General features: G+C 64.4%; 12 protein-coding genes. 4 read left to right on the forward strand and 8 right to left on the reverse strand.

Translation table 11 applies throughout. From position 1 onward, the window contains the following. Positions 1-114 precede the first annotated feature (114 nt). The 6 genes from ASC87_RS15825 to rpmH form a co-directional block, all read right to left on the reverse strand. A complete protein-coding gene (locus ASC87_RS15825; RefSeq protein WP_056663817.1) occupies positions 115-582 on the reverse strand; it encodes a cyclic nucleotide-binding domain-containing protein in 468 nt (155 codons plus the stop codon). 123 nt (positions 583-705) lie between these two features. Beyond that, positions 706-2094, reverse strand: coding sequence for a tRNA uridine-5-carboxymethylaminomethyl(34) synthesis GTPase MnmE (gene mnmE, locus ASC87_RS15830; protein ID WP_056663820.1), 1389 nt, complete (start codon positions 2092-2094; stop codon positions 706-708). A gap of 100 nt (positions 2095-2194) precedes the next feature. After that, positions 2195-3871 carry a membrane protein insertase YidC gene (yidC, locus tag ASC87_RS15835; RefSeq protein ID WP_056663822.1) on the reverse strand — a complete coding sequence of 559 codons (1677 nt, stop codon included), beginning with the start codon at positions 3869-3871 and terminating at the stop codon, positions 2195-2197. Continuing rightward, a complete protein-coding gene (gene yidD / locus ASC87_RS15840) occupies positions 3868-4209 on the reverse strand; it encodes a membrane protein insertion efficiency factor YidD (RefSeq protein WP_056663826.1) in 342 nt (113 codons plus the stop codon). Before yidD ends, yidC begins: the two co-directional genes overlap by 4 nt. Before the next feature lie 19 nt (positions 4210-4228). Beyond that, on the reverse strand, positions 4229-4705 hold the full coding sequence (locus ASC87_RS15845) for a ribonuclease P protein component (RefSeq protein ID WP_235582183.1): 477 nt from the start codon (positions 4703-4705) through the stop codon (positions 4229-4231). Between the two features lie 46 nt (positions 4706-4751). Then, positions 4752-4886: a 50S ribosomal protein L34 gene (gene rpmH / locus ASC87_RS15850; protein ID WP_047486751.1), complete on the reverse strand. Its 135-nt coding sequence runs from the start codon at positions 4884-4886 to the stop codon at positions 4752-4754. A gap of 357 nt (positions 4887-5243) precedes the next feature. Here rpmH and dnaA point away from each other — a divergent pair, with 357 nt between their 5' ends. The 3 genes from dnaA to gyrB all read left to right on the forward strand — a co-directional run bounded on the left by dnaA (position 5244) and on the right by gyrB (position 10600). Continuing rightward, entirely contained in the window at positions 5244-6659 is a 1416-nt protein-coding gene (dnaA, locus tag ASC87_RS15855; RefSeq protein ID WP_056663830.1) for a chromosomal replication initiator protein DnaA, read from the forward strand. A 233-nt stretch (positions 6660-6892) separates the two neighbouring features. Further along, positions 6893-8008 carry a DNA polymerase III subunit beta gene (gene dnaN, locus ASC87_RS15860; protein WP_056663833.1) on the forward strand — a complete coding sequence of 372 codons (1116 nt, stop codon included), beginning with the start codon at positions 6893-6895 and terminating at the stop codon, positions 8006-8008. 93 nt (positions 8009-8101) lie between these two features. Then, positions 8102-10600 (forward strand): DNA topoisomerase (ATP-hydrolyzing) subunit B, encoded by a 2499-nt coding sequence (gyrB, locus tag ASC87_RS15865; RefSeq protein WP_056663836.1) that lies wholly within the window; start codon positions 8102-8104, stop codon positions 10598-10600. 388 nt (positions 10601-10988) lie between these two features. On the opposite strand, the gene ASC87_RS31910 is transcribed toward gyrB, so the two are convergent. Both ASC87_RS31910 and ASC87_RS32755 read right to left on the reverse strand, forming a co-directional pair. Beyond that, positions 10989-11363 (reverse strand): hypothetical protein, encoded by a 375-nt coding sequence (locus ASC87_RS31910; protein ID WP_157604074.1) that lies wholly within the window; start codon positions 11361-11363, stop codon positions 10989-10991. A gap of 18 nt (positions 11364-11381) precedes the next feature. Further along, complete coding sequence (locus tag ASC87_RS32755) at positions 11382-11807, reverse strand: hypothetical protein (protein WP_200954367.1); 426 nt, start codon at positions 11805-11807, stop codon at positions 11382-11384. 359 nt (positions 11808-12166) lie between these two features. Here ASC87_RS32755 and ASC87_RS33250 point away from each other — a divergent pair, with 359 nt between their 5' ends. Beyond that, positions 12167-12337, forward strand: a complete 171-nt coding sequence (locus ASC87_RS33250; RefSeq protein ID WP_235582184.1) for a hypothetical protein — start codon at positions 12167-12169, stop codon at positions 12335-12337. Positions 12338-12399: the final 62 nt, after the last annotated feature.

Here is a 12399-nt window from a genome sequence, read left to right on the forward strand (position 1 = left end):
CTTCAAAGTCCGGATGTACGGGTGCAACTCTCTTCCTGCCAGCCAGACCATGCCAACAAAGTGCTTGCGAAACAGGGGCGTCCATGTACGGGATGACGCGAGGCTGCGCCCGCGTCAGCTGATCGGCATCTGCTTCGTGAGGTTGGCCCGCATGCGGGCAGCCATCACGCCGCCGGCGGCGCGCACGATCTCCAAGGCCAGGCCCGGCGAGCGCTGGGCCAGCTCTTCCAGGCGCGGGCCGCGCAGGGCCCACACGATGCACGGGGTCATGGCTTCCACGTTCGCGGTGCGCGGGCCGTCGATGAACATGCCGGGTTCACCCACCACCGAACCGGGGCGCAGGATGGCCACGCGGCTGCTGCCCGGAGGGCCGCCGGTCATGAACACCTGCAGCGAACCGCGGCCCAGGAAGTACATGCTGCGGTCGGTGTCGCCCTGCTTGATCAGCAAGTCGCCGCTGCGAATCTCGTGTTGGGTGAGGTACGGGCCGATGATTCGCCACTGCTCCAGGTTGAGCCGCGCGCGGAAGGCGTCTTCCGTGTTGAGCGTCTGGATGGCCTGGACCAGTTCGGAAAATTCCATGGTGGGGAAACCTGAAGTGAGGGGTCGATTATCGGCAGGGGGTGACACGGGCACAACGGGGTAGGCCACGCAAGGCACCACTCGTCCAGGGGATACCTGCACGTGTCCGTCACGGCGCACGTGTCATTTGCCGATGCAGAACCGGCTGAAGATTTCACCGAGCAGGTCATCAGGCGTGAACTGCCCGGTGATCTCGGACAACGCATCGTGCCCCAGTCGGAGCTCTTCCGCCAGCAGGTCGAGCGCCGGGTCGTCGCTGCCCAGCAGCGACTGGGCCGTGTGCAGGTGGGTCTGCGTGCGCTGCAGCGCCGTCACGTGCCGCGCCCGCGCGATGAACACGCCCTCGGGTTGCGCGTGCCAGCCGGCCAGCTCGAGCAGGGTGCTACGAAGCCGGTCGAGGCCGCTGCCCGTTTGCGCGGAGATCACCACGTGCCGGCCCGCCACCTCGCCGCTGCGCGGCGGCGCCGCCGCATCCCGCTTGTTGAACACGTGCACCAGCCGGTCGGGTGACGGCAGCAGGGCCAGCAGGCGCTCCGCGATGAGATCATCACCCACGTCGTAGCTGAACTCGCCCACACGCGTGAGGTCGTGCAGGAACAGCACCGCATCCGCCCGTTCGATCGCATCCCAGCTGCGCGCGATGCCGATGCGTTCCACCTCGTCGTTCGCTTCGCGCAGCCCCGCGGTGTCGGTCACGTGCACCGGGATGCCCTGGATCTGGATGGTCTCGCTCACCTTGTCGCGTGTGGTGCCCGGCACCGGCGTCACGATGGCCAGCTCGGCCCCCGCCAGCGCGTTGAGCAGCGAACTCTTGCCCACGTTGGGTTGCCCGGCCAGCACCACCTGCATGCCCTCGCGCAACAACGCGCCTTGCCGGGCCCGCTCCAGCACCGCCGCCACCGCGGTGGCGATGGTGTCGAGCTGCCCGCGGGCGTCGGCCTTCTGGAGGAAGTCGATGTCCTCCTCGGGGAAATCGAGCGTGGCCTCGACCAGCATGCGCAACTTCACGAGGGCATCGCGAAGGCCATGCACCTCGTGCGAAAACACGCCGGTCAACGACCGGCCTGCCGACCGCGCGGCTGCTTCGGTGTTGGCATCGATCAGGTCGCTGACGGCCTCGGCCTGGGCCAGGTCCATCTTGTCGTTCAGGAACGCGCGTTGCGTGAACTCACCCGGCTCGGCAAGCCGCAACCCCGTGCCGCGCCCCGCCTCGAGGCACCGCGCGAGCAGCAGCTGCAACACGACCGGGCCACCGTGGGCCTGCAATTCGAGCACGTCCTCGCCCGTGTACGAGTGCGGGCCCGGGAAGTACAGCGCGATGCCGTGGTCGATGGGTTGGCCCGAGGCGTCCGCAAACGGCAGGTAGCTCGCATGGCGGGCTTTCAGCACCTGGCCGCACACCGCGGCCATCACCGCCGACACATCGCGTCCCGACACCCGCACGATGCCCACCGCGCCGCGCCCTGCAGCGGTAGCGATGGCAACGATGGGATCGGCGTGACGGGACAACATGGGTGCGATTGTCGAACAGTTGGGCCCCAAACGCACGAAGGGCCCCGGGTGTTGCCCGGGGCCCTTCGCATTGGCGCAACGCCAGTGAGCGGTCAGCCGGCTACTTGTTCAAGCCCAGCTGCCGGTTGATCAGGTACTGCTGCGCGATCGACAGGATGTTGTTCGTCAGCCAGTACAGCACGAGGCCGGCCGGGAAGAAGAAGAACATCACCGAGAATACGAGCGGCATGATCCACATCATCTTGGCCTGCACCGGATCCGGCGGCGTGGGGTTCAGCCAGGTCTGCAGCAGGCTGGTGGCGGTCATCAGCAGCGGCAGGATGAAGAACGGGTCCTTCGCGGAGAGGTCGGTGATCCAGCCGATCCACGGGGCATTGCGCATCTCCACGCTCGACAGCAGCACCCAGTACAGCGCGATGAAGAACGGCATCTGCACGAGGATGGGCAGGCAACCGCCGATCGGGTTCACACCCTCCTCGCGGTAGATCTTCATCATCTGCTGCTGCAGTTCCTGAGGCTTGTCCTTCAGGCGTTCGCGCAGTTCCATGATGCGCGGGTTCACGGCCTTCATCTTGCCCATCGAGCGGTAGGCATAGGCGTTGAGCCAGTAGAACGCCGCCTTCAGCACCACGACCAGCGCCACGATGGCCCAGCCCCAGTTGCCCAGGAACTTGTGCAGCTGCGTCAGCAGCCAGAACAGCGGCCGGGACAACACGGCGAACATGCCGTAGTCCTTGACCAGGTCGAGGCCCGGCGCCAGCGCCGACAGCTTGTTCTCTTCCTGCGGGCCCACGAACAGGCGCGCGTCGAGCGTCTTCGTGGTGTTGGGTGCGATGCTGCCGAGCGGCACCACCATCGACACCGCGTACAGGTTCTCGCCCACCTTCTCGGTGCGGAACTCGCGCTGTTCCTTGCCGTCCAGCAACCACGCGGTGGCGAAGTAATGCTGCACCATGGCAACCCAACCGTTGTCGGCCGTCTTGTCGTGCTCGGCCTTGCCCTTTTCGATGTCCTTGAAGTCGATCTTGTGGAACTTCGAGGCGTCGGTATAGATGGCCGGGCCCGTGAACGTGAAGTAGAAGCTCGACTCGCCCGGGGGCGGGCTGCCGTCACGCAGCAGGCGCAGGTACAGCTGCGGGCTCACCGCCTCGGCCGACGTGTTGCGCACCTCGTGCTTCACGCCCACCACGTAGTCACCACGCTTGAACGTGTAGGTCTTGACCAGCTGCACACCGCCCACGGCCGGCGATTCGAACTTCACCTGCAGCTCGTTCTGGCCTTCCTTCAGCGACGTGTCGCCCGGCACCCGCGTCATCACGGTGAAGTGGTTGGGCAGCGCCTGCGCGCCGCTCGACGGGATCAGTCCGGTCTGGGCGAGGTACACGCGGGTGGCGGGCGTGTTGTCGAACACGACCACGTTCTTCTTCGGGTCGAACGGGTCGGCCTGCAGCAGCAGTTCGGTGTGGTTCACCGACGCGCCGTTGCCGTCGATCGTGACCTTCAGCAGATCGGTGGTGACAACGACCTTCTCGGCCGGTGCCGCCACGGTGGCGGCAACCGGCACCGCACCGGCTGCGGGCACGCCGGACGCACCCACGCTGGCCGGTGCCGGCAGGGCCCCCGGGGCGCTGCCAGCTGCCGGGGCCGAAGCCACCGTGGGCGCAGGCGCCGGGCTGAACATCGACGGGTTCCCGTTGTGCTTTTGCCAGCCGTCCCAGATCAGGACGAGCGACATCGAAAACACCACCCACAGCAGGGTGCGGCGAATATCGGTCATGGACGAGTCTTCTCGGGGTAAGTGAAAGGGGAGGAATCGGAGCGCAGTGTGGCGTCGTCAGGTGACGGCTTGCCCACCCAGCGTGTGAACAGGCGGGGCGCGTGTGCCGGCACGGGATCGTGTCCACCACGGCACCACGGGTGGCAGCGCGCGAGGCGGTGCACCGTCAGGTAACTGCCGGCCACCGCGCCATGGTCCTGCAGGGCCTGCAGCGAATAGGCGCTGCAACTGGGCGTGAAGCGGCACACACTGCCGATCCACGCACTGAGGAACAGCCGGTAGCCCTTGACCAGCAGGATCAACAGCCGCTGCGGGGCGTGGAACAACCAGGCACGCATGGCGGCAAAGGGCAGGGGATCAGCCGCGGGCGCGACGAGCCGCGTGGGCCATCACGACCCCGAGCTCTTCGGCCGCAGCCGCACACAGCGCGTCGGATGACGCGCTGGGAAACAACTTGCGATCGAAGCCCGTGCGCAGGCGCACCACCCACAAGCCGCACGGCAGACCCGACGGGTCGACCGACTGGGCCTGGTCGCGCACGGCGCGGTGGATCTGGCGCTTGAGCAACGTGCGGGTGACGGCACGCCGGGCATGCCGTTTTGGCACCACGGTGCCCACCCAGAGACCGGCTGGCGGCGATTCATCCACAAGGGAGGTCACCGTTGGCGTGGCCCCTGTTGACAAGTCAGCCGGATCGGCGGCCTTGCGGCGCGGTGCCACGGGCACGCTCGGGACGCTGGCCAGGTAATGCACGGCAAAGTGAGCGCTGCGTGCGCGGGTGGGTGTACCCAGGACACGTTCGAAATCGACGGCCCGAAGGATCCGACCGATCACGGCACCAACCGAAGGCGGCCGGGCACGGCGCTCGCCTGCGTCAGCCTCAGACGGCCAGGCGCTTGCGGCCCTTGGCGCGGCGTGCGTTGATGACGGCACGGCCACCGCGGGTCTTCATGCGCACGAGGAAACCATGGGTGCGGGCGCGGCGGGTCTTCGAGGCTTGGTAGGTACGTTTCATGATGGATCTCTGCTTGGAAAGGCCGTCGGTCGCGCACGCGGCAAGCGTGCTGAACTAACTCGTGGCCAAGGGCCCCTCGAGCGCTGCCAGGCAAATTGCGCACAGATCTTGCGCGCGCCCTGCTGAACGCCCCTCCCACGCACCAGCACGAAGCCAAGGCGAGCGAGAAGAGCCGATAGGCCTTCGGGAAACCCACTATTACACCGTAAACCTCCTTCAAAGTCAAAGACTTGCACCACACCCCATGCCTTTCCCGGCGTCGAACCCTGTGAGAAAAACTGTGGATAACCCTGCGGAAAAGAGCCCCGGACGACGTAGAATCCGGCCGCTCCAAGAAAAGTTTTCCACAACCACGACATGAGCGCCGACCTGTGGCAGCGCGGCTGCGAGCGACTCGCCGCCGAACTGCCCGAACAACAATTCAACACCTGGATCCGCCCCCTGCCGGCGGCCAGCGTCACCGATGCCGGGCCCGAAGGCGCCGTGGCCTCGCTGCGGGTGCCCAACCGCTTCAAGCTCGACTGGATCCGCAACCAGTACGCCAGCCGCATCGAGGCGGTGCTGACCGAACTCGCCGGCAAACCCGTGCGGCTCGACCTCTCGCTCGCCCCGCGCGACATGCCGCCGCCCATGCGGCACGCCGAACCCCAGCGAGCCGACGCCCCGGCCCCGGTCATCCACCTCCTCAACAACGGCCCCCGCGATGGCGTGGCTCCCGGCCGCTCGCGTCCCGACGCGCCCCCGTCGCTGCCGCGCCACCGCCTGAACCCGGTGCTGACGTTCGACACGCTGGTGGCCGGCCGCGCCAACCAGATGGCCCGCACCGCCGCGCTGCACGTGGCCGGTGCCCCGGGGCAGATGTACAACCCGCTGTTCATCTACGGCGGCGTGGGCCTCGGCAAGACCCACCTCGTGCATGCCGTGGGCAACGCCCTGCTGGCCGACCGGGCCGACGCCCGCGTGCTGTACCTGCACGCCGAGCAGTTCATCACCGACGTGGTGAAGAACTACCAGCGCAAGACGTTCGACGAACTGAAGGCCAAGTACCACCAGCTCGACCTGCTGCTCATCGATGACGTGCAGTTCTTTGCCGGCAAGGAGCGCACCCAGGAGGAGTTCTTCAACGCCTTTGAAGCGCTGCTGGCCAAGAAGGCCCACATCATCATGACCAGCGACACCTACCCCAAGGGGCTGGTGGACATCGACGAGCGGCTCACCTCCCGCTTCGACGCCGGCCTGACCGTGGCCATCGAACCGCCCGAGCTCGAGATGCGCGTGGCCATCCTCATGCGCAAGGCCGATGCCGAAGGCACCCAGATGCCGGAGGACGTGGCCTTCTTCGTGGCCAAGAACGTGCGCGCCAACGTGCGCGAGCTGGAAGGTGCGCTGCGCAAGATCCTCGCGTACTCGCGCTTCTCGCTGAAGGACATCAACATCCAGCTCGCCCGCGAAGCGCTGAAGGACTTGCTGTCCATCCAGAACCGCCAGGTCGGGGTCGAGAACATCCAGAAGACCGTCGCCGATTTCTACAAGATCAAGGTCGCCGACATGTACAGCAAGAAGCGGCCGGCCAGCATCGCCCGCCCGCGCCAGATCGCCATGTACCTCGCGAAGGAAATGACCCAGAAGAGCCTGCCCGAGATCGGCGAGCTGTTCGGGGGGCGCGATCACACCACGGTGCTGCATGCCGTGCGCAAGATCGCGGGAGAGCGCCAGAAGAACTCCGAACTGAACCAGCAGTTGCATGTGCTGGAACAGACCTTGAAAGGCTGACCACAGGGAATGGCAGACTGTCAAACAACAACGCTGGGGACAACTTCGGAACAACTCCGTACTTGTCCACAGGTTTTGGCGGTTCTGGAAAGTTGTGGGTCGCGAGTCCCGCGAAACCATGCCTTCCGCCCACAAGGTTTGAAGTGAGCTAAGCGGTTGATAGAAAAGAAGAAAATGACGTTCTCCACAGAAAACGTCCGACTCTACTAAGACGACTAAATTAAGAGGTTGACATGATTGTCTTAAAAGCAGCGCAAGAAAAAGTGCTCAGCGCTCTGCAAGCGGTGTCCGGGATCGTCGAACGCCGGCACACCTTGCCGATCCTGGCCAACGTGCTGATTCGCAAGACGGGGAGCCAGATCGAGCTCACCACCAGTGACCTCGAGATCCAGGTGCGCACCACGGTCGAGCTCGACGGGGACGCATCGAACTTCTCCACCACGGTCGGTTCGCGCAAGATGATCGACATCCTTCGGGCGTTGCCGTCGGACCAGGTCGTCACGCTGAGCGCCGCGCAGAACAAGCTCACGCTGCAAGGCGGCAAGAGCCGCTTCACGCTGCAGACCCTGCCCAGCGACGATTTCCCGCTGGTGCAGGAGGCGGCCGACTTCGGCCCGATGTTCAGCGTGCCGCAGAAGACGCTGAAGCAGCTCATCAACCAGGTACACTTCGCGATGGCGGTGCATGACATCCGCTACTACCTGAACGGCATCCTGTTCGTCGCCGAAGGCAAGAACCTCGCGCTCGTGGCCACCGACGGGCACCGGTTGGCACTTGCCCAGGCCACGCTCGACACCGAAATCCCGAAGCAGGAAGTCATCCTGCCGCGCAAGACGGTGCTCGAACTGCTTCGCCTGCTGAACGACGACAAGGATGGCGACAGTGCCATCGAGATGCGTTTTGCCGGCAACCAGGCCAAGTTCACGTTCAGCGGCATGGAGTTCGTGACGAAGCTGGTCGAAGGCAAGTTCCCCGACTACAACCGCGTGATCCCGAAGAACCACCGCAACAGCTTCGTGCTGGGCCGGGCCCCGTTGCTCTCGAGCCTGCAGCGCGCAGCCATCCTGACCAGCGACAAGTTCAAGGGCGTGCGTGTCAACATCGAACCCGGCGTGCTGCGCATCGCGTCGAGCAACGCCGAACAGGAAGAAGCGAAGGAAGAACTCGAGATCGACTACGGTGGCGACGCCATCGAGATCGGTTTCAACGTGACCTACCTGATGGACGCGTTGTCCAACATGAGCGTCGAGATGGTCAAGCTCGAACTCCAGGACACCAACTCGAGCGTGCTGATCACGGTGCCCGAACAGGCCGGGTTCAAGTACGTGGTGATGCCGATGCGCATCTGAGTGCCATCCCGCTGCCATTGATTCGACAAGACACCGGCGGACCGCCCTTCGGTCCTCCCGGTGTCGGATCCATTTCCAAGAGACACTAGCGCCATGAGCGACGACGACACCAACAAGTCCCAGGAACATGCCAACGCCAGCGCCGCTTACGGCGAAGGCAGCATCCAGATCCTCGAAGGCCTGGAAGCCGTGCGCAAACGCCCCGGCATGTACATCGGCGACACCTCCGACGGTACCGGCTTGCACCACCTCGTCTTCGAGGTGGTCGACAACTCGATCGACGAGGCACTGGCCGGGCATTGCGACGACATCGTCGTCACCATCCACAGCGACAACTCCATCAGCGTCGTCGACAACGGGCGGGGCATCCCCACCGGCGTCAAGATGGACGACAAGCACGAGCCCAAGCGCAGTGCCGCCGAGATCGCGCTCACCGAGCTGCACGCCGGTGGCAAGTTCAACCAGAACAGCTACAAGGTGTCGGGCGGCCTGCACGGCGTGGGCGTGAGCTGCGTCAACGGCCTGAGCAAGTGGCTTCGCCTCACGGTGCGCCGCGATGGCAAGGTGCACTTCCTCGAGTTCAAGCAAGGCATTCCCCAGGACCGCCTGCTGGAGCAGCGCGGCGGTTTCGAGGTGTCCCCGATGAAGATCATCGGCGACACCGAAAAGCGCGGCACCGAGGTGCACTTCCTGCCCGACCTCGAGATCTTCTCGAACATCGACTTCCACTACGAGATCCTCAGCAAGCGCCTGCGCGAACTGAGCTTCCTGAACAACGGCGTGAAGATCCGCCTCGTGGACGAGCGCAACAACCGCGAGGAAAACTTCGCGTTCGCTGGCGGCGTGAAGGGCTTCGTCGATTTCATCAACACCGGCAAGAAAACCCTGAACCCCACGGTGTTCTCGGCCACCGGCGAAAAGATGAGCGACCAGGGCACGCTGATTACCGCCGAGGTGGCCATGCAGTGGAACGACGGCTACTCCGAGAGCGTGCTGTGTTTCACCAACAACATCCCGCAGCGTGACGGTGGCACCCACCTGACCGGCCTGCGTGCCGCGATGACCCGTGTCATCAACAAGTACATCGAAGAGAACGACTACGCCAAGAAGGCGAAGGTCGAGGTCACCGGCGACGACATGCGCGAAGGCCTGTGCTGCGTGCTGAGCGTGAAGGTGCCCGAGCCCAAGTTCAGCAGCCAGACGAAGGACAAGCTCGTCAGCAGCGAAGTGCGGGGCCCGGTGGAAGACGTGGTCAGCAAGGCCCTCACCGACTACCTGCTCGAGAACCCCAACGACGCGAAGATCATCTGCTCGAAGATCGTCGATGCGTCACGTGCCCGCGAAGCCGCGCGCAAGGCCCGCGAGATGACCCGCCGCAAAGGCGTGCTCGACGGCATGGGCCTGCCGGGCAAGCTGGCCGACTGCCAGGAGAAGGATCCCGCGCTCTGCGAGATCTACATCGTGGAGGGTGACTCCGCCGGTGGTTCCGCCAAGCAGGGCCGTGACCGCAAGTTCCAGGCGATCCTGCCGCTGCGCGGCAAGATCCTGAACGTGGAGCGAGCCCGTTTCGAGCGCCTGCTCACCAGCAACGAAATCCTCACGCTGATCACCGCGCTTGGCACCAGCATCGGCAAGGAAGAGTTCAACCCCGACAAGCTGCGTTACCACCGCATCATCATCATGACCGACGCGGACGTCGACGGCGCGCACATCCGCACGCTGCTGCTGACGTTCTTCTACCGCCAGATGCCCGAGATCGTCGAGCGTGGCCACATCTACATCGCCCAGCCGCCGCTCTACAAGGTGAAGCTCGGCAAGGAAGAGCAGTACCTGAAGGACGGCACCGAACTCGATGCCTACCTGCTCAAGGTGGCCTTGAAGGACGCCAAGCTCGACACCGGCGTCAACGGCCGCGTGCTGGCCGGCGAGGAACTCGAGCAGCAGGCCCGCCTGTACGTCACCGCCAACAACGTCGTCGACCGCCTCAGCGCGTGGATGGACATCGAGGCCCTGCGTGCCATGGCCAACGGCCTCGTGCTCAACCTCGACACCCTCGAAGCCGCCGAAACCTCGGCCACCGACCTGAAGGCCGCGTTGCACAACGCCGAGGTCACCGCCGAGTTCGACGCGCGCACCGACAAGCACATCCTGCGCATCAGCCGCATGCACCACGGCAACGTGAAGAGCAGCATCATCAACGCCGACTTCGTGCACGGCGCCGACTACGAGGCCCTGAGCACCGCTGGCACCACCTTCAAGGGCCTGGTGAGCGCGGACGCGGTCATCAAGCGTGGCGAAGGCGAAAAGCAGAAGGAAGCCCGCGTGGGCGACTTCCGCCAGGCCATGGCCTGGCTCATCACCCAGGCCGAAAACGCCGTGGGCCGCCAGCGCTACAAGGGCCTTGGCGAGATGAACCCCGAGCAGCTGTGGGAAACCACCATGGACCCCACCGTGCGGCGTTTGCTGCGGGTGCAGATCGACGACGCCATCGAAGCCGATCGGGTGTTCACGATGCTGATGGGCGATGAGGTGGAGCCTCGGCGCGAATTCATTGAGGCGAATGCGTTGAGGGCGGCGAACATCGACGCTTGATGATGGTGGAATTGAGAGGGCCGGGAATCTGGCGGACCGGAGCGAAAGCGCTGGCCCAGTTTTCGGGATCTCGTTGGACTTTCTCTGAACTGCGCGACGCGGCGGTCTACCGCAAGGAACTCTACGCCCATGAGGCGTTGGTCCTTAAGCCCTTGGCCGACGCCAAGGTCAGGGCGTACGCGGGGATGGGCTTCTTGGCTCGAGCGCGGGCACTGCTGTCGCCTCCCGAGGTGACGGCGGCCATCCCAGCGGCCCCTGTAAAGCCGAAGCCCGTTCGGCAGTCTCAAGTGCAGCCGGAGAACGCAGCCTGATCTAGCGTCGGCTACGCGGCGGACGTCGCCTGCCATACAGCGCATGGGGCTGCCGGAAGGCGCCCCACTCCTTCTGTCTATCGAGTCGAACCGGCCTTCAAGCGCCGTTGAATCAGTGCATTGAGCCCGGACGTGATGCTCGATGAGGGATCATCTGCACACCATTTGTCGAGCCACGCGGTGTACGTTTCCAAGTCAACAGCGAGGTTCGTTTCCCTTCCGGGTTTCGTGTACGCCGCGCTGTATCCAGCGAAGTAGCCGGCGGCCCATTGCTGGAACATCGGTGTCATCGTTTCTGGATCGGACTTCCTGTAGGCGAGATAGCGGCCGCATTCAAACGTCCCTACCCCGTTCAGGCTGACGGTGGAGACCTTGCCTGCAGTCGCATCGATGGCGGTGCCGAGCAGTGATCCACAAACCAGGACAAGTCCGACGGATTTCATCTTCAGCATTTGTTCTGCCAATGGGTGTCAGAGAAAGAAGCTCACACGCTTCGGAGTGGCATCGTAGATCTGCTTAGCCTTCGTCAGATCGATTTTGTGCGCGCCGTGCGGGGTCACGGTTAGGAACTGCCTGATCTCCGCGGGGGCGAACGAGAAGGTCTTTGGGAGCTTCAAACTCCGCTTCGCATTGCCATCTGACGCGTTGCAGGGGTCACACATCACTGTGGGTTGAAAACGCGGCGTCAAAGACCGGTCGCAGTCGATCTCGTGATCGTGGTGCTCATGCAGTCCGGTGTGCCATCCCCAGAACGGTTCGCATCCGCCAGGCGTTCGCTTCACCCATCTGAGAATCTGAAATTTGCTTCGACCGCAGCCAGGACAAGTCCAGTTGGGCCCGACCTTGGCCCACAGCTGATGGCAGTGCGCTCCGGTGAAGCCGGCGAAGTCTTCCATCGTCGGAACTCTTGGTGTCCCCATGTCGTTCGGTCTCCCCTCGAGCGAGGTTGCAGCAGCATTAGACTTCCGCACTCGAAACTCGTCCTGCTTGTATGCGCCTTCTCTTCACCGCATCCACTGTCGCGATCTTGGTGGGCTGTGCTACGGCCCCCACTGGACCGGATGGTAGCGAATTGACGCTCGTCGACGCTGGACTCCCGCCTAAGGGCGCTCTCGAGCTGGTCAAGGCACAGCTTGAGACTCGCTTGAAGGATCCGGAATCAGCGCGTGTCAAACTGGTTGGCAACCCTCGGCCCGTTGTCTTCGCCAAGACGTCATTTCATCCCGGCGGCGCCGGGTGGGAAATCTGTGCGAGCGTGAACGCCAAGAACAGTTTCGGTGCGTACACCGGCTACAAGAACGTCTTCCTCCTGTGGAACAGCGGGTGGACGGTGATGTACATCGACGGCGACGTTGGCAGCGCATACTGCAACGAGAACAACAACTTCCGGCTGCTCAAAGGTGACCGGCAGATCGTTGCCGAATAGGCAAATCGCACGACGTCTGTGATCGACGATCGACCTAAGCAACTACGGTGGGACCCAACCCT

The organism is Rhizobacter sp. Root1221, assembly GCF_001425785.1.
Lineage (GTDB): Bacteria > Pseudomonadota > Gammaproteobacteria > Burkholderiales > Burkholderiaceae_C > Rhizobacter.